16 protein-coding genes are annotated in these 18,184 nt (G+C 62.9%); 5 read left to right on the forward strand and 11 right to left on the reverse strand.

Annotated elements, in window-relative coordinates; all coding sequences use genetic code 11:
- Window positions 1-84: 84 nt before the first annotated feature.
- Window positions 85-1,011, reverse strand: coding sequence for a DNA processing protein DprA (locus tag J1M87_RS24400; protein WP_051048303.1), 927 nt, complete (start codon window positions 1,009-1,011; stop codon window positions 85-87).
- 288 nt (window positions 1,012-1,299) lie between these two features.
- Here J1M87_RS24400 and J1M87_RS24405 point away from each other — a divergent pair, with 288 nt between their 5' ends.
- Window positions 1,300-1,827: a hypothetical protein gene (locus J1M87_RS24405; protein ID WP_206492363.1), complete on the forward strand. Its 528-nt coding sequence runs from the start codon at window positions 1,300-1,302 to the stop codon at window positions 1,825-1,827.
- Window positions 1,828-1,867: 40 nt separating this feature from the next.
- A complete protein-coding gene (locus tag J1M87_RS24410; RefSeq protein ID WP_206492364.1) occupies window positions 1,868-2,869 on the forward strand; it encodes a hypothetical protein in 1,002 nt (333 codons plus the stop codon).
- Window positions 2,870-2,878: 9 nt separating this feature from the next.
- On the opposite strand, the gene J1M87_RS24415 is transcribed toward J1M87_RS24410, so the two are convergent.
- The 10 genes from J1M87_RS24415 to J1M87_RS24455 all read right to left on the reverse strand — a co-directional run bounded on the left by J1M87_RS24415 (window position 2,879) and on the right by J1M87_RS24455 (window position 15,370).
- On the reverse strand, window positions 2,879-3,499 hold the full coding sequence (locus J1M87_RS24415; RefSeq protein WP_206492365.1) for a DUF2637 domain-containing protein: 621 nt from the start codon (window positions 3,497-3,499) through the stop codon (window positions 2,879-2,881).
- 8 nt (window positions 3,500-3,507) lie between these two features.
- Complete coding sequence (locus J1M87_RS24420) at window positions 3,508-4,383, reverse strand: CPBP family intramembrane glutamic endopeptidase (protein ID WP_206492366.1); 876 nt, start codon at window positions 4,381-4,383, stop codon at window positions 3,508-3,510.
- A 100-nt stretch (window positions 4,384-4,483) separates the two neighbouring features.
- Window positions 4,484-5,122, reverse strand: coding sequence for a hypothetical protein (locus J1M87_RS24425; RefSeq protein ID WP_008720824.1), 639 nt, complete (start codon window positions 5,120-5,122; stop codon window positions 4,484-4,486).
- A 6-nt stretch (window positions 5,123-5,128) separates the two neighbouring features.
- Window positions 5,129-5,254, reverse strand: a complete 126-nt coding sequence (locus J1M87_RS29150; RefSeq protein WP_269419367.1) for a hypothetical protein — start codon at window positions 5,252-5,254, stop codon at window positions 5,129-5,131.
- A 103-nt stretch (window positions 5,255-5,357) separates the two neighbouring features.
- The gene (locus J1M87_RS24430; protein WP_008720822.1) at window positions 5,358-6,008 is read right to left on the reverse strand and encodes a helix-turn-helix domain-containing protein; all 651 of its coding nucleotides are present in this window, start codon (window positions 6,006-6,008) and stop codon (window positions 5,358-5,360) included.
- 3 nt (window positions 6,009-6,011) lie between these two features.
- Window positions 6,012-11,384, reverse strand: coding sequence for a telomere-binding protein (locus tag J1M87_RS24435; protein ID WP_307830923.1), 5,373 nt, complete (start codon window positions 11,382-11,384; stop codon window positions 6,012-6,014).
- Between the two features lie 220 nt (window positions 11,385-11,604).
- Window positions 11,605-11,826, reverse strand: coding sequence for a hypothetical protein (locus J1M87_RS24440; protein WP_157226241.1), 222 nt, complete (start codon window positions 11,824-11,826; stop codon window positions 11,605-11,607).
- 408 nt (window positions 11,827-12,234) lie between these two features.
- Complete coding sequence (locus tag J1M87_RS24445) at window positions 12,235-12,930, reverse strand: hypothetical protein (protein WP_008720816.1); 696 nt, start codon at window positions 12,928-12,930, stop codon at window positions 12,235-12,237.
- Window positions 12,927-13,922, reverse strand: a complete 996-nt coding sequence (locus J1M87_RS24450; RefSeq protein ID WP_198289543.1) for a ParA family protein — start codon at window positions 13,920-13,922, stop codon at window positions 12,927-12,929. The genes J1M87_RS24445 and J1M87_RS24450 overlap by 4 nt, the downstream gene beginning before the upstream one ends.
- Window positions 13,923-14,671: 749 nt before the next feature.
- A complete protein-coding gene (locus tag J1M87_RS24455) occupies window positions 14,672-15,370 on the reverse strand; it encodes a hypothetical protein (protein WP_051048292.1) in 699 nt (232 codons plus the stop codon).
- A gap of 714 nt (window positions 15,371-16,084) precedes the next feature.
- On the opposite strand from J1M87_RS24455, the gene J1M87_RS24460 reads away from it, so the two are divergent.
- The 3 genes from J1M87_RS24460 to J1M87_RS24470 are packed head-to-tail and all read left to right on the forward strand — an operon-like array spanning window position 16,085 to window position 18,169.
- Complete coding sequence (locus tag J1M87_RS24460; protein WP_206492367.1) at window positions 16,085-16,624, forward strand: hypothetical protein; 540 nt, start codon at window positions 16,085-16,087, stop codon at window positions 16,622-16,624.
- 2 nt (window positions 16,625-16,626) lie between these two features.
- On the forward strand, window positions 16,627-17,340 hold the full coding sequence (locus J1M87_RS24465; RefSeq protein WP_008720806.1) for an SAF domain-containing protein: 714 nt from the start codon (window positions 16,627-16,629) through the stop codon (window positions 17,338-17,340).
- A 4-nt stretch (window positions 17,341-17,344) separates the two neighbouring features.
- Window positions 17,345-18,169 (forward strand): hypothetical protein, encoded by an 825-nt coding sequence (locus tag J1M87_RS24470; protein ID WP_008720803.1) that lies wholly within the window; start codon window positions 17,345-17,347, stop codon window positions 18,167-18,169.
- Window positions 18,170-18,184: the final 15 nt, after the last annotated feature.

The raw sequence follows: 18,184 nt of genomic DNA on the forward strand, positions 1-18,184 counted from the left end.
TTCATGGCAGAACGAGCGTAAGCGCGCACCGTTCAGGGGTGATGATGTGCTTTCCTTAAGCCCCCTTAACAGTGATCGCATCGATCAGGACAACTCGCCTCTGTCTGGGCACACGTCAGCAGACGACATCGCAAGACACGCAACACCGTCGACGATCAAGGCATGGCATCCGCTCGACGCTGCGGAGGTGACCGGTCCCGGTATCGCGTACACCGCACGTCCGAGCCTGTGCGCTTCCCTAGCCACAGCCAGGGCACGTCCGCGTGACCCGGCCTCGGGCACCACTACCGCATCGGAGAGAGCAGCCAGCAGCGCGCCACTCCCATTGAAACGTTCTCGACGAGGCTCTGCACCGAACGAGTACTCGCTCACCACTACCCCCTGCTCCGCGACGCGCTCGAGCAACCGAGCATGACCGGACGGATATGCCCGGTCCAAACCGCACGGCATGACCGCGACCGGTCCCGCACCGACGCCCAACGATGCCCGTAACACCGCTGCCTCGATCCCGAACCCGCTGCCCGACAAGACCGACACCCCGCGCATCGCTAGATCCGCGGCAAATTCCGCCGCGACATGATCGCCGTAGGGACTCGAGGCCCGGGTGCCGGTGAGCGCCACCGCCGACGAATCGACACCGGGCAGCATGCCCTGCCCACGAACCCACAGAGCGACCGGAGTCGATCCCTCCAGCCATCCGGCCATCCGCAGCCGCTGCGGCCACTCAGCGTCCGCAGGAGTGACCAATCGTGCTCCCAGTGTTGCAGCCGTCTCGAGGTCTGCCTCGGCACCCGAGTACTCCCACGAGCGAGCAGTCGCACGCAACAAGTCCTCCGACACCTCCCGTTGCCGCACAGCCTCGGCTGCAGCCTCCACGCCCGATAAGGACACCGCCAGATGAACCAACGCGCCCTGCCCGCGCGCCACGTGAGCGAGGTACGCCCACGCCACACGCTCACTCCGCACCATCTCGCTACCCGACACCGCGTTCTCGCTCGACACACCGCTCACGACGAAACCCTCCCAGGGCTCACACAAGGGGCAGATGGTCAGTCCGCCCGATCAACAGAACAACTCGAACCTACCCCGACACACCGACAAAAACAGCACCTGACAAGCGAAAATGTCCCCGGCGCACCCGGTGCCGGGGACAGCGGGTGCGCCGGGCGGTAAGTTCACGAAGCGGCCAAAAGAGCAGACCGAAGTGTCCTGTTCGAGTGATACAAATACCGGAGCAGATCTCACGGGCCGCCGACGAAAAACGCACCAACCGCGACGTTCGAGAGGGAAGCTGCACACATGACCGAGCCCGAGCCATGGCGTCGAAGCAAGACGCCGGCCCCGCTCCCCCCGAACTCCGCCGACGCCCGAACGATCAGCAAACTGATGGACCCGGAACTGGCTGCGATCATTCGTGACAACCTCCTGCCGCGCTCGAACACCGCCGGCGATACAGCCAATTGGCGTGCATTCTGGAACACCCTCACTTTCGATCCGCAGCTCAACGATCGCGCAAACGCGATCATCGATGTCTACGTCGAGCAAGCAGCAGCAGCGCTCGATACCGGCGAACTCGACGACGCCCAATACAAACGCGCCGGCAAGTTTCACGACCTGTGTATCCACGCCCTCGACAGGCTCGACAAGGTGGTCGACGACCCCCTGGCCTGGGCTGGTGCGCGAGCTGCCGGATTCAATCCACGGTCTCGTGAGGTCATCAACACCCTCGTGCAGGCCATCGCCGACCACCGAGACGACGGCGACGACGCCAAGCTCTGGGCGATTCTCGCCGAAGTTCGTTTGGATCCAGGCCATCGACGCCGGTAAGCGCTCCGCTCAACATGGCCGCCCGCGGAGCCTCTGACCGATGAGCTTCTGGGATTCACTTGCGGCCGGCCTCTCGGAGGAGCCGCCGCGACGGGTGATCGTGTCGACCAGAACGCTCAGGTCGGCGATCGAGGACACCTTGATCTATGGGTTCTCGCGAGCCGCCCTCGAAGTGGTCCTACCCGACGAACTCGACCTGACGTGGGCAGGTACGGGTACCCCCGTTGAGGCCGACACCAAGCGGTCGCTGATCGATGGTTACCTCGTAGGATTCGAGATCCCCCAGCTCGTCGCACTGGCGCGTCGCGTGCTTGCAGAATGCGACGTCGTGGACCACGGGCTCGCGGTGCTGATCGCAGAGTACGAAAAGGGCTCCAGCGGTGTCGATTCCCCCGCAAAGAACCTCATTTTCGCGGCCAATGGTCCCAAACCGGAGATGGTGCTCCGCGACGCGGTCAGCAACGACATCCTGATCACCAAGAATGCTGAGTTCTGCCTTGTCTACGACAGACCGATAACCGAGGCCGGCCTGTCCTTTCAGGAGCTGATTCAGTGGTGGCGTGAGCACCAAGCAATGGCAGACACGGACGATCGCGATGTCGGGCTGTCACTGCACAAACGGCTGCGAGAGAGCCTCGGTAAGAACGAACCCGAGCGGATGGTCTTGGACGTCTACTCACGTCGATACGGAGAGCACGGCTTCGGTATTCCCGCTCTGATCCCGCAGGTCTACCTCCACTACGACCCGTACACCAAGTATCAACGCAAGGGCAGCAGTCCCCTCGAACGCCAACGCATGGACTTCTTGCTGCTCTTCAGCTCGAGAAAACGCGTCGTCATCGAGGTCGACGGTCGTCAGCACTACGCCAACGAAGACGGCCGCGCCAGCACGCAGCTGTACGCCGAGATGGTCACCGAAGACCGACGTCTCCGGCTAGCGGGATACGAGGTCTATCGGTTCGGGGGCAAAGAGTTCGAGAGCCCCGACGCGCCGTCGATGCTCGCAGCATTCTTCGACGAACTGAGCTCGCGAATGAAGTAGACCGGGCACTCATGCCGGGGCGAGGTATCGATCCTCCTCAGAGCCGATCTGGAGCTCGTCCTCCGCGGCCGCGATCACCGCGTCAACGACCTCGACAGACAGCCCGGTCCTGGTGGCCACTGCAGCGAGCTCATGGCCTTCGCTGGCCAGCTTCAGGACGTGAACGCACAGGATGGCCGTTTCGGCCTCTGTCGGGCTTTTCAGGTCCACCTGACGCTCGTCGGTGTCGCCTTCCATGGCCGGTGCTTCGAGTCGGACCAGCTGGATCATCAGGTGCGTGGTGACCAGCAGTACCAGCGGCGGCGCAGCAGCTGCCAGGGCGGCCACTGTGAAAGTCGAGCTGTAGTCCACCGTCGAGACGTGCACGATGTTGCCCGCGGTCGATGCGATCGACCCGAGAATCAGCAAGGCCCACGCGAACCAGCGGTGTGAGGCGTCGACGACGAGCATGAGTGTTGCGAGGATGACCATTCCGTCGAGCACCAGTGGCAGGACCCATCCCAGTGCTGTCGGGTATCCACTGGCGGTCGCCAGCTGCCACAACGACATTCCGCTCTTGGTGAAGGCGCTGACACCGATCACCGCATTGCCGATTACCGCGCAACGTTTGATGGTCGTCAGATTGGTCATCGGTGTCCTTAGCTGGTGGCGTTCGAGGTGTGGCCGGCTGCTGCCGTCGGGCATGCTCGATCGGAGTGATCGAAGGTGGAAGTGTTTGACAGTCGATAGATCGACCACAGAGCGGTGAACGCGATACACCCGCCGATCACTATCTGAGCCGCGGTGTAGTCACCATTGTTTGCAATGACGAATGCATTCCAAGCTGTATGGGCCAGAACGAGTCCCGTGAGACTGCGGAGTCGATAGTAGACGTAGACGGCCACAGCGCCCCATACGAACGCCGACAACGCTTGCCCTGTTCCCTGGTAGAGATGGATGGAGGCTCGAAACAGAGCTGAGCTCGCGATGACGATGCCGAGCATCCACGGCTGGACGCGCCAGACCAGTCCGACGACCCCGAAGAGCAACAAGACCGGAAGCGCACTGAAGAACGGTTCCTCGGCCGAGCCGGCGACGAGAAGGTGCGCACTGTTCCACCATTGTGCCGGGTTGTCGTAGTCACTGGTGCGCGAGAGGTTTTCGGCATCCTCGGGGGACAGCAACGAGGCCATGCACAGGCCGATGGGGAACAATCCTGCACTCATCAGCGTCCGTGTTCGCCACGTCCCAGGGAAGCTGTTCGGTTCGATCGCGTTCGGTTCGATGAACCGGCGCACCGCCGCGACGAGAGCGAGACCGGCAACTGCGGCGAAGAAGAGAATTAGGAAGCCAATTTGAGCGCCGGGCATCGTCGGTGGGGTCGACTCGGTGACTACCTCGGATCCGGCACCGAGATGCCTCTGAACCGAGACTAGTGCCTCGAAAGGCCAACACACGACTAGGTAGGCGGCAGCAAGCCCGAGCGGAACAGCAGCGATATACAGGCTTGAGTTCCAGTTGTTGTTGCGATTCATCGCGATTCACTCTTTCTTTGACATTCTCTCGTCGCGGCGGCACAGGACAGTCATGGGTGCGGATACGAGTACTGAGCGTGGGTACGGCGGTCGAGGCTGATCAGTTGTCGAGCAGGCCCGCACCGCGGGCAATAGCGGGTAGGTCGATCGGTGGTGCCCATGCGGCCCACACGCGGGTTCGGCCGAGCTCTACGACACGGTCGTCCGGATAGAGACGCCATGGGCCGACGCGGTCGAGCAGTTCACCGACGAGGGCGTCGGCGTGGAAACGGGTGGGAACGGTGACGAAGTCATCGAGCGGGCCCCGCTTGTGTAGTGCCGCGACGGGGCGGGGTGCGCCTCTGGCGATCGCTACCTGCCGCAGGTCCGGAGAGCCGTGGGGACGGAGGATCGCCACGACATGGGGGTCCAGCCAGCGTCGCTCTCGCCATTCCTTGCGGACACCGCGGCCACGGGGAAGATCGAGTCCGGTCAGGACAGTTCGTGCATTGTCGAGGGTCTGCTGTTCGACACGTCGGATTTCAGGAAGGGGAAATTGAAGTTGCTGCAACCGGTGGGCGGGAATCGCTGCTCGAGTACGAGGTGAGCCCTGCAGCCAACGCTGGACGGTTCGGCGAGTAACCCTGAATGCCGCTGCGACATAGTCGATATCGACACCACCGTTGACCGATCGTCCGTAGCACGCGGTGAATGCGACCTCGAGCTGTCGTTTGGTCCACCGCGGTCGCTTCGGGTTCATGTCGCTCTAATTGAGTGGTCCGAGAAAGAAGCTGAATCCCATTTTGGCCTGCACAACCGAGCCGACGAGGATTAGACCCACCAACGCGCCAACGACGCGGGTCTTCCACTGCTGAGACTTGGTCTCGAACATGTCTTTCTGATCCCTCCTGCAGAGCGCTGCCGTGCGCGATTCCACCGATACCGTAGTGGTTGCACCGGACACTCCGAACATCTGAACTCGCAGACTCTTATGGTCAGACCGGGTCGATGGAGATGTTGTCGATGCTCTCGAAGGTCCATCCGTCGACGTACCGGTCGCTGGCGTAGCCGCTGAGCCACTTCGAGAGCTCTTTGTCGCCGCCGCGTTCGTACGCCGACCACATCGACTCGACGTCGGATGGCGACATACCACTCTGATCCGGGGGGATCTGGATGGAACGATTGCGAATGTAGAACCCTCCCCCGCCGGCGACGCCTTGTCGGCCCTTGATCTGTACGCGCGCACCGTATTTGGCGATCGACTTGCCTTGCTTGCTCTCTCGGACAGCTTTGATGGCGGCGCGCCGGCCCTGTTTCGTCGTCGCTGCCTGCCGCGATTTGGTGGTGAGTTTGCTCAGAGTCTCGGCTTTCGGCTTCGAGATTCGCTGGCGTCCCTCGGCGGCGACCCACCGTTCCACCGTACGACGCGAGACTCCGAGATCGCGCGCAGCTGCGGCCGTGTTCACCCCGCCCCGCGTGCCCGGGCCGTACGCGGCGAGGAGCATCCCACGCATGTCAGGGGTGGTACCGGCCTTGCCGGAGACATCGGCACCGCGCCGACCCGTCAAGCCCTGGAACAGTGAGCTGCGTCGGCGTTCGTCTGCTTCCAGGTTCTCTGTGAAGCCGGCATGCTTGCGACCGACCATCGGCTATTCCCCCTTACCTGTCGTGGCATCCCAGTTCATCGTCAACGCTTCCTTGCCCTTGTAGCGGCCGCCGACGAGGAACTCGAGGTGATCGTCGAGCCGAGCGGAGCCCTCCCACTTGTACTGGCCGAACCCCCGACCGAGCTGCTTGTCCTCCCCGGGCCAGGACGCGATCGGATCCGGATCGTTGCTGGTGTAGAGAACCGTGTCGTTCGTGATGGCCACCGGCCACCGGTCGGAGACGGTGCCGATTTTGACGATGCGACGAGTGATGTTCGCCCGCGCTTTGGCGATGATGTGATGGCGTCGCTCCGGCGAGAAACCTGCTCGGCCGGTCATGTGAACCGAGGACCCCATCTGTCCGATCGTGCGCGTGTAGACGCCCTTGAGCAGATCCCTGGCCAACTGAGCGTCGACGTCATCGACGTCCAAAGCTGTTCGTGCGTCACGGATTCGCTCGTACCACGGATCGAGTACTCGGCCATGTTCGTTCCACACGTAGGCCTCGACAGGTTCGAGCTCGTAGCCGAGTTCTCCGGCGACCTGCAGACTCGGTGTGGTCACCCACAGCAGGCCCGGCCGGCCACCGAGAGGCATCAATGGATGTGGGATGCGCCAGTCCCCTGCCTCGGGAACCTCTACCCGCCAATAGCCCGGCAGCTTCTTGTCGAACGCTCGCCCGTCGGGATGATGAGTGGACGATCCGATCGGCATCTCCAAGCCGGCGATTCCCGCAGCGTGCGAGCCGCCACGGTCGTACGCGTGGACGTAGGTCATCGATGTCTCGTCGCTGGTCGGTTTGCGGGACCAGGCGTAATCGTCCTCGAGGGAGCTGATGGTGGCCGGGCCGACGGGGGTCTGCGCCCCGAACATGCGCTCGCGGTCCTTGAATCGAGTCGAGATCATCAGGTCGAAACCGGTGGACTGCGGGGTGATCACCCACGGCATCTTCAACGCGCTGGCGAACAGCGACAGTCGACGCGCGAGTGTGCTCGGGGACGGTCGGTCTCCGAGAATGGGGATATCGCGTGGATCGGCGTTCATGCCTGCAGCCAGAACGACCCACACACCGCGGTGCTCGCCCTGGGTGCGCCACACACGGGTCCAGGCACCGAGCCGGTCACCGGGCTTGCCCAGGGTCCAACCGTCGGCGATGGCATCGGTGACGAACGCTGTGCCGGCAGTGGCCTCGCCGACGTCTTTGCGTCGCTGTGACGGATCCTCGCTCAGCGTGCTCAGATCCACTCCGAACTTCTCGGTCATCGCCGCGGTCACCCAGATCTGTCCCGGTTCGCTCTGCCACGACGAGGTCTGAGTGCCCAGACGCAGCTCCTGCACCAGCTCGGCGACATGCCCGACGTGAGAGATGTTCTGTGGCAGATTGATTCGACTGCCGTCGGGCATCCAAATGCCATCGACGTCGAGGACGGCGGCAGGGGCAGCGAACGGGTCGGCCGCGGTCTTTGCGGGAGCTGAACGCCGAGGCCGCGTGGTCTCGAGCGGCGCACTGGGTTGCTCGACCGTAGGAGTACTCGACTCGGCGGCCTCGGAAGCCGCTCGACGAGCAGGTTCGGTCGACGGCCGCGGGCCAGTGGCGGCGGGTGCAGGCGGCTTCGCTGCGGCTGCGGTATCGGCAACCAGTGCAGCGCGGGAGGCAGCTGTGCTTCCGAACCAGCACTGCGCGTGCAGAACGTGGCCATCGAAGCGAAGGCCCGAGCCCACTCCGCATTTCACGCACGGGACGCTCGGCGAAATATGTTCTGCGACAGCGATATGGCCCTCGGCGTCGGGGTAGCTTCCCACTGGAATGTCCTCCTGTTCGGAGTTGTCAGACGTAGCTTCGGCGTCGTTGGCGCGAGAGCTGTCCGTCGTCGATGAGGTGTCGCTGTTCGATACCGAGAACAACGTCGCGAGGTCGGCCACTGCGGAGGTCGAACCCGGAACGTCGCTCGGTGTCGAACCGTCCGGTGCATCGTCGGGTCCGCCATCAGTGTCGAAGATTCCGATCTGACCGTCGTCGGGACCGTCGCCGAGGATCGCCCATAGACGGAGCGCCGTCATCCGCTGACGGCGTTCCTCACAATGGATGGTGCGTTGGACGGTGTAACGGGGTGTCTTGCCTGCGCGTTCCTCGGCGATCAGAACACCCTCGTCGTAGAGTGCCCGCAGCGCCGTGCCTCGATCGATCTGTGGAGCATCGGACATCGTCGATGCCGCGGCTTTCAGAACCTGTTCGAGGGCAGTCGATTCGATCAACAGCTGCGCTTCGCCGTCGCGTGGCCCGGGGTCGGTGAGCACGTACCCCAACCGGATCCCGCGGGCATCTTCGCGATACTTCTTGACGTCCTGATAGTCCGAGACCAACGTTCGCCGCCACCCCAGCCTGCCGGCGAGCGGGCGGTCGGGTGCTTCACCGGTCCGCACGTCGTCGACGTAGGCCAATCCGGTACGCAGTGCATGCGCAAGGAGCTCGCGCACCCGAGCTCCGGTGCGTGAGGGCAGATCGGGGTCGGCTGCAGCGACGACCGCGTCGTGCAATCCGCCGTCGACGACGTCGAGAACCTGCTCGACCTCATCGGCATCGAGCGCGCCGACATCGAGCAAAAAGGCGGTGAACGCCTGCCATCCTGCCCAGACGGCGCCGACCGCTTCGGCCTGGCGCACGGTTTCGCCCTGCTCACGCAGACCCTCGGCGTAGTGCGCGCCCTCGTTGAACACCTTCTCCCGCAGCTCTTCGAGGCGGGGGCACAACCACTGCAGGAACGAGGCCATCAGCAGGGCGCGCCCATGCCGCGACTGCTCGCTGTCGAGTCGAATCAGCTCGTCGAGTTCGATCTCGTCGGACTGCAACGGCACCACCAACATGCGCTGTGCACCGGACCCTGGTCGAGGCATGACCTCCGAGGTCACCATCGCGGACGAGCGGGGGGCGGTGCCGTCGAGGATGCTCAACCCGTCGCGACTGGAACGGCTCCGTTGTTCGCCGTTGTGGACCATGCGCGCGAACTCTTCGAGCGCTTTCTGTGCAGCTCCCCAGTCTCGTGTGGGCGCGACGTCGTCGGCCCAGTACAGCGCATCTTTCGACGAATTCAGTTTGATCCGAAGCGCATTGAGGGTGTCACCGTTCCCGGACATCGACGATGCCGGTCGTCGTCGATCCCACAGCTCTCCGAAATGATGCATCGCGATCGAGGCGATCGAGGTCTTGTAGGACCCGGGCGAACCGATGAGCGACAGAACCCACGGGTTGGGTCCCAAGGCCGCGCGAAAGACGTGCCCGAGCAACGGAGCCGCGATCCGCACCGGCAGACGCGTCAGCATCGATCCCGAATCGACCATGAAGGCATCACGCAACCGAGGTGCATCGGCGATCGGGCACGGCAGGTCGTAACGCGCGAGCGGGCCACTGAGCAGCACCGGCGCAACACGGGTACCGGCAGCACTGATAGCGCCGCCTGCGTGCACGTAGAACCACTCGTCGTCTCGGTCCTTACGCCAACCGGTGGAACGGAACCGAACCGTCCGGGCGATCGTCACTCCCCCGGCTACTTTCAGAGCGTCGCGAAGTTTGGCGATCCCAGAGGGTTTGGAATCGTACGTCGGTGGCCCGGGAAGAGAATCCACCCAAGTGCAGTCCCGATAGTCCTGGGCGTCCACCCGCATGCGCATGAACTCGCTCGTATCAGGATGGGTGTACCCGATGACGACAGCGGAAAGCTGTTCGGGTGACGGCGGATTGGCTTCCCGTTGCCCGGCGATGTCTTCGCGGCCGAGCAGCGTCGGCGCATCGACGTCGAGGCCGTCGTCCTGCGATTCGAGGTATTCCATCTCGACGATCCGAGCATCGATGCTGAGCACCATTTTGGCGGTCTGCTCGCCATCTCGGTTGGTGACGATTTCGACGAGGCTTCCTTCGACTACCCGATACGTCGGTGCCGAGATGTGAGCGCCGCGAGTGGCCGACCCGACAACGTGCAGTTGGGGTCCTTCGTGGAGCGGAGGGCTCGTTTCGTCGGCATCGACGTGGCTGGATCCAGTCGACGGTGGCGTCGCGGCGTGTTCGTCCTCGTCGTGCAGCAGCGGTGGAATCGGAGTGTGCGAAATATCGTGTGCGGCACGGGCAGCGGTCCGGGCGGTGCGCCAGACGGCGGTAGCGGCGTCCACCGCCTCCTGTGACCACTTCGTGCCTTCGGCGGCAGCGAAACTGCGCACCGTATCGACGGCTTCGCTCAACGGCTCGAACAGGCGCTCCGCCTCGACAGCCCACCGTTGGGCAAGACGCATCTCGTCGGCGCACTCATCCTGGTGACCCGATACTCGCCCGCGCTCGGCGCGTGCGGCCGCTTCCCGCGCTGCCTTCTCGACCTCGGTGGCCTTGCCGCGAAGCTTGGCCAGGGCAGCGTGCGCCGCAACCTCACCGACATGGACGGGGATGAACCCGTTCCATGCATCGTCTGGTTCCCACAGTTGGGCCTCGACATGATCTGTGAAGTCTGATTTGTCGTCTGTGGTGCCGGGTAACAGCAGCTGCACCTCGGCATCGACCGCGCCGAGCAGCGATGCCAATTCGATGCCGCGGTCGTATCCGGCAGCGTCGCGATCGAGAACAACGCGTACGGCGGCACCGGTGAACACCTCGGCGAGCTGTGGCGGAAAGTTCAGGCCACCTTGGGCATTCGTGGTCGCGCAGAGGCCGAGACGCGTTGCGGTCTCGACATCTTTCTCGCCCTCGAGCAGCCATACCGGCTGTCCGGCTGACAGGGCCGCCTGCAGTTGCGGCATCGCGAACAGGACCGGGGTGAACACCGCGGGCTTACGTTTGACATAGGTGCGATTAGGTCCGACGAACAACTGCCGGAATCGTTTGTGTTTGACCCCGCACGAGGTGCACTCCTCGCGGATGACTTCCTGCACCAAGTCGCCGTCGGCATCGGTGTAGGGATAGCGCGTAACTTCCGACCACGAGTGCTCGACTTCGGGCTCTGGTCCCGGGCCGGCTATCCGAGCAGGAAGCCGCCCCAGTCGCCCACGTCGTTTGCCGGCTGCACGTTGTTGCGGGGATCTACCGACACGCGGTGCGCCCGGATCCCGGCTCGGCAACGGCTCGTCGAACAGATCGGACAGGCTGATATCGAGCCGCTCCGCGATTTCCACGGCCGTCGCGGAGCACCCATGGCACCGCAGCAGCACCATTCCGGAACCGCGATGTCCCGGAGTCCACGTGACAGACAGTGAAGCGTGACGGTCGTCGTGAACAGGGCAACGAGCCTGAAACTGGGAACTTGACGTGGCTTTGAAGCCGCCGAGCTGCTCGAGGCGTGGACGGATATTGTCCATCGACCACATGTGGCCGCGGTTGGGAGTCGGTGAGGTCACGACAGGCCACCACGACGAGGTGCGACGCGTGTCCGGTTGGGACCGCAAATCACGGCGAGTCCGGAGTACTGAGCTATGATGTCAATACACCTCCTGTCGTGTTCGTGGTTGTTCCCGGTGGGTGGTTGGAGCGAAGCGATTCGCTCATATGTGAATCTGGAAGACCCCCCTTCTCGCCGCCAAGCACGAGGGGGGTTTTTCGCTGTCTAGGGTTCGGTCATCACGCGCCCAGCTTGTACTGCGCGGGATCGATTCGATCTTGGATGTAGTGCGGGATGGGTAGCTCGTGGTGCATCGCCATGACGTAGACGTAGTAATCGCAGAGGTCGAGGCCAAGGGTGTCTGCCTCGTTCTTGTAATGCAGATATTGCTTTTCGGGAGTGCGCACCATTGCGGGTGTGCGAGGGCCCTTCGACTCTCTTCCCGGTTTGCTTCCAGCCATGCGGCCACGGTAAACGAAATCAGTAACAGAAACAGGGAGGCCGCGACTCCCGGTGTGTCGCCTACCTGTCGTCCGACGTTCACCGTGTCCCTCCCTGCCTCGTCCGTACCGTCGTCATCCCACACATGACAGGTAGATCCATCTCGATCGACCTCTGTGACAGGAGTGGCGAAATCTCCTGACATTCTCTCTGCGGCACCGGACACCACGAACACCCCAACTTGTGGAACGGACTTCCATCGAGCAGCAGTTCTTTCATCTACGCGTGACCTGACCGCAAATTGGTGGGGAGCATGGGGAGCATGGCAATCGACGCAGGTCAAGGCACAAAAAATGCTCCCCACCGGAGTGGGGAGCATGGTGGGGAGCATGGTGGGGAGCCAGGAGCAAGACGCCCTGATGGGTCGATCAAGAGGCCAAATAGCTTTCGACCACGGCAGCGATGAGGGCACTTCGCGATGGGATTAGGTGGCTTGCTTCCACCTGCTCGTCGATCCAGCCGGTCTGGGCGACCCACAGATGCGGGCGCACCTCCACTCCCCCACTCGCCACTTTCGGGCGGGCCAGGCGCGGCATCCCACCCCGTGATGATTCGACTGGGCGTGGCGCGAAGAGACGAACCAGGGTCTCGGGGGTGTGCTCGGCGAAGGCGTCCTCGACGATCTCGCCGTAGGACTTCTTCTCCCTCTGGGACCGTGCCTTCCATGCCTCCTTCACCGCTGCGGGAACGTAGACCGCGATCGGACGGACATCCTCGTCGGTGACCACCGCAGCTGCGGCTGCATCCAGGTCGGGTTCGGACTGTTCCGCGGTGATAGCTGCCGTCGCCCGCGTGGCTGGTTCGGGTGTCGGCATGGGCGGGGGCGTGGGTTCTACGACAGCAGCAGCCGTCGTGTCGACGGAAGCGTCGACTGGGGCCACGTGCGGCTCGTCTTTCGAGTTGCCCGCAGCCTCGTCGAGCGAGGCAGGTCCTGTAGGTGCCGGCCGTGTGAGAGCGCCGGTTCCGTTGCGAGGAAAGATATTGGCAAGGCCGGATCCACGTGGAGCGGGCTTCTCGAACTGGTCTGCCAGGCTGGCGCGCTTCTTGCGTTCGACGGCGCTCATGCTGCTCCCCCTTCTTGTGTGCGATTGGTTTCGTCTGCAAGCTCGGCCAGACGATGCAGGACTTCGGCTGCAAGGGCCTCGTAGTCGTCTGCCAGCCCGGTAGCATCCCGCGAAAGTAGCAGGCTTGGCGGCTTTACCTTGTCTCGCAACGCTTTCAGCCGGGCCTTCTTCGCGCTCGCAGTCGCTCCCTCGAGCTCGTGTGCGAGCAAGCCATGCCGCCTCGCATCCGCCGCGGCGCTCTCCATGTACCGGATCGTCGTATTGAAAATGGGTGCGATCGTGTCAGGTATTGCTTGCGTAATACTCTCCCGCACCTGGTCCTGGAGACGTTGCGACCTACTGCCGACCGCAAACAAGAGCATGCCGGCCAATCGCAGCTGCGGATTGTGTTCGCGGGCACGCGCGAAGCGCTCGGCGACACGGTCGAGGCCGTCGAGGCTGCCGTCGTCGGCGCGGGTGGGGATCATGACCGAGGATGTGCAATACAGGACCGCGTCGCCGATGATGACGTCGCCCGGTGGGGTGTCGAAGAGAACGATGTCGTAATCGGGAACGATCGGAGCGAGAACCTTGTCGAGGATCTGTCCCAAGGTCTCTCCCCCGCGGCTGAGCCTGGAGAGCATCATTCCTGCGACGTCAGTAAGAGCAGGACCAGCAGGGATAACGTCGAGACCGTGTCGGACGTCTTTGATGACCGGGGGTCGCCCGCCGGACATCAATGCCATCAGGAGCTCTTCACCGGACTGTTTTTCATAGCCGAAATCGCGGCACAGGTTGCCCTGAGGGTCGAACTCGGCGACCAGAACGCGGTAGCCGGCAGCAGCGAACAGGCCTGCGAGGTTGGCCACGACTGTCGTTTTGCCAACTCCCCCCTTGCCCTGGGTGACTGCAAGTGAATTTGGTATCGCCATCGAATGGAACCTTCCTTCCAGGATTCTGGATCCCGCCATCTGCTCGAGCGCTAAAAGGCGGAGCGGGACCGAAGCGTTCACAGGCCGCATCGCTACGAGTGGCGTGTGTGGCTCGAATCTGCCGCAGCCTTTTACGCGGGTGAATGCGCGGGTTGTCGTGCGTGGTTGTGTGCGCGAGAGTACGCGCAGATAACCGTGTGTGTCAACGCGTATTACACCGGGTGGAGCAACGCGCCCCGGCTCGCGTAGTGGCACGTGTAGTTATCTGCGTAGTTTTACGCGATGAACTACGCGTTGAGCAACGCGAAGTGAACAGTGTTTTGAGGTGCGCTGGAAGACGCAGTATTTGGTGCGTACAACTATGCGGGGAACCACGCATCATGCAACGCGAAGTAATACACGGTGTGAAACACGGTCTGCAACGCGACAGAGTACGCGTACTTAACAGCGAATCAAGACGCGTACCAACACCGGACTACAGGTGCGAAGATCGAAGAGTGCTGACGTACGTACTGGCGTGCGTATTTGCATGGGTTGCAACATCGGGTTTGTAAGGCGAGTTCGGCAGCGCGTTGTGCAACGAAGATCAGTAGGCGTATCGCAACGAGTCAGCGCCGGTAGGAGGGGCGGTATTGGCGTGCGGAGTCTTGTGCGCTTTGACGCACGATTCGGACAGGGATTCGGCCGCTGGCCCGTTATGCGCCGCAGCTCAATGAACAAGCGAGTCACGGACGGTAGGGGAGTGCGAATACGAACGCGTAGTTCAGTGCGAGGACGAGTGCGAGTTCCGTCCAAAGTGCCAGGTCACGGCACTATGCTGCTGCTCCCGATCAGCGTTGAAGTGTGTAGCTTTGACATGGTCGACGGCGGGGATCACCGGGCTCGCCACGGCTCGACCGCTGATCGGATATCCGACGTCTCAATCCGCTTGTCGACGCCATCTGGGTCGCCCACAACAATGCGGCGTTGGGGACTGCTTCCGAGAGCTCGATAGTCAGGTCTACGAGGGTGTCCTCGAGCAGAGTTTCGGCGGCGCGGTAGAGGCTCCACAGATGGCTCAGTTCCCAACTGAGGATGAGGGGACTCCCGAACATCATGCGCTCGCAGGAACGCTGGATGCGCTGGACCTGAGGGTTGCTCATCGCTCTCGGATCGTACGGATCGGCCCAGGTCGCGAGGTAGCTGCTTTGCTCGCATATTCGTGGCGACAGCAAGAGTGCGTCTGATGCGAAGTGCCAGTCTCTCGTGTCCAGAAGGCGTTGTGATTGCTTCAGCGCATGGCCTAGGGCTCGTTGACAGGTCGAGGTGTAGTCGGCGAGAGCTAGCCGCTGTCGTTCCAGGTGCGCGAGGTCGTGCACGGTCTGGAAGTGGTCCTGTCCACGAGTGAATTCTGTGGCGACGAGCGCGGCCTCGGTGTCCCACCAGCGGAACTGGGACTGGCGATGGAACTCGCGATGCCACCGCAGGTCCTCGAGTGCCCGCGCGGCACCCGCGCGGCTCGGCGCGGAGGCAGTGTCGGAGAGGCTCACACGTCGATAGTTGCAGGTAAACGGTGGCATGTCACGACTCCGTTGGCATCAGTTCTATGACTATGCCCACGGCTAGTGCGCCAAACCCGGCAGGGCTCCAATGTCGCACCACAAGGCCTGCCGAGGGCTATCGACAGGGATGCACAGCAATGTTGCCAAGGCACGGCAGAACGAGCACGGCGCAATGCAGAGCACATCAAGGCCACATCAGCCAAATAGCAAGAAGCCATCAGGCCAACATGAGCGCCACACGGTGAGGCACGGATGGCACCGCGATAGTTAGACCACAGGTTCGCAACGTAAAGGTGGTACTGATGCGTCGGTGCGTTGGATGCATGCCGAGAGGCCATAGCAACCGAAGCGTCCGGCTCTCGCCGACAGCGCCGTGAGCGCGATGGGGGATAGATGGTGTGGCACCGACGACCGTTCCATGGAGGACAAGTGCGCAATCGATGATCTTGTTATCGAACTGTTATGTACCGAGCATTGATCGCCACTGCTGTTGCAGTGGAGATAGCCTTTGTGCAGGTCGGGAGGGGGTGGGGTCCTCTCACGTAAGGAACATGGCGTTCGTATTGCGGGGTTCGGTGTGAAACGACGCTGTCCGCGGTGTCCATGAGACCCGGTATATCTCGTACGTCGCACTCAAGGCTGCGACTCATGTGGACGGGGATATCGGAAGGATCGTGAGTGAGGACCGAGAGCGCTGAAGGTGTGGACGTGCCGAAGATTCCACCTGCGCGACCGTCGCTCGGCGCGGCCTTCATGCCACGGCCGCCGGCCGGATCGACAAGTGCTGACTCAGCGGAGGTGGTGGAGTTGGGCTCCAAGGATGAAGAGGAACAGTCTTCTGGCGCAGCAGAATTGGGGCACGACGACACCATTGTGCCGTCCACGGTTCACCTTGCTGTCGCTGTTGCGCAAGGCCTGGTACAGGCGAGTAAGCGGACGGGGAGAACTCACGGAGAGCTGGTCATCACTGCAATCGAAGATGTCCACAGTGACCTCGAAAGCCTGCTGTTCCCCGGCGGCAAGATCGGCGGAAATCTGTTCCGCGCCAGGGGAGTAGGAGGGAAGCCGTCTGAAGGTAAGGCGGAGAAGAAGGGGGTCACGGTCGGGTTGTACGCCGATGACTGGGTCATCATCGATCAACTGAAAGATCAGTTCAAGGCCCGTTCCCGCAGCCATCTCATCGGAACCGCCCTCAAAGCACACCTCGGCCTCGGGGCCACGACACGAACGGAAAGTGATTGAGCATGGCTATGTTCGGCAATCTCAAAGAAAAGACATCGACCGTCGCGGTGGGGGAGACGCGCACCGCAAAAGAGGTGGCCCCCAAGCCCGGCCATGACTTCACCGAAGTCGTATCGACCACCAAAGTTCGTCGCCGACGGTCGTACTGGATCGCTGGAGTAGCGCTCATGGCCGTGGCCATCGTGGGAGCAGTCTTCCTGGTGAACGCCATGCGTGCCACCTCGACAATTCTGGTTCTCGCCCGCGACGTCCCTCAAGGGGAGACGATCACCACCGACGACCTCAAGACCGCAGAGGTCAACAGCGATGCGACGATCGCGACCGTTCCCGCTACAGACAAGGCGTCCGTCGTGGGCCAGAGCGCAGCGGTCCCGCTCCTGAGCGGGTCGGCACTGAACCCATCGTCGGTCACCAACGCCGTAATCCCCAGTGGAGACAACACTTTGGTCGGCATCACCGTAGCAATCGGCAAGCTCCCCGCAGAGCCACTGCTCGCCGGCGACAACGTTCGAATCGTCGACACTCCCCGGGACCAGGATGATTCCCCGGTACAGGGACCCGTCACCGCGAACGCACAGGTCGTTGCTGTCAAGGAGATTCCCGAGACCGGTCAGACGACAGTGGACGTTCTGGTCAAGAACGGAGAGGCCAGCTGGATCGCTGCCCGGGCCGCCACCAACCGCGTCGCCATCGTCCTCGACTCCCGGGAGCGCTGAGCCGATGCTAGTCACACTGACCTCGATCTCGGGCTCGCCAGGCGTCTCGACGACCGGCCTGGGAATCGCTCTCACTGCGGACTCCAGCAAGCTGCTGTACATCGAGGCGGATCCGGTCGGATCGTCACCGACGCTGGCCGGATACTTTCACGCGCGTCGCCGCCACGATCGATCGATCATCCAACTGGTCGAGCCGAACAGGCACGGCCAAATCGGACCGGCCTTCCATAATCAAATAGTCAGGGTCGGCCCCTTCGACCCTGAGAATCCGACAAAGGCGCAGGGATGGTTCGTCCCCGGCCTCGTCAATGCCGCGCAGACGGAATCGATGAAGTCGACGTGGGGCCCGTTGGGGGCGCACCTCGCGTTGCTCTCGAAACAGGGCGGCGGTGACCTACTCGTCGACGCTGGCCGCCTCAATCTACGGTCGGGACATCAAGACCTGATCCGTCACAGTGACGTTATCGGCATCATGCTCAGGCCAACCAGGACCGCAGTGGCGGCAGTTCGCGCTGGGCTGGGCCCACTACAGCAGCATCTGGAGAACACGAAGTCACCGGCCAGCATCGGCCTGATCGTGAGGGGCACCGAGCCGTACAGCGCCGCTGAGGCCGCAGCAGCGACCGGTCTGGACTTGATAGCAGTCGTTCCCGAGTCACCGGTGCACGCGCAAGTCTTCTCCGAAGGTGCCTCGCTCGGTAAATGGCGGCGACGTCGATCGAGCTATCTCCGCGCAATCGACGGAACCTGGCAAAAGATCGAGCGCTTCCAGCAAACCCACCAGCCGGCATGGATCGCCAACTCTCCATACAGCTCACCGCCCGCCTGACGAGCCGATAAGGCC

This window comes from Rhodococcus sp. KRD162 (assembly GCF_017168335.1).
GTDB lineage: Bacteria > Actinomycetota > Actinomycetes > Mycobacteriales > Mycobacteriaceae > Rhodococcoides.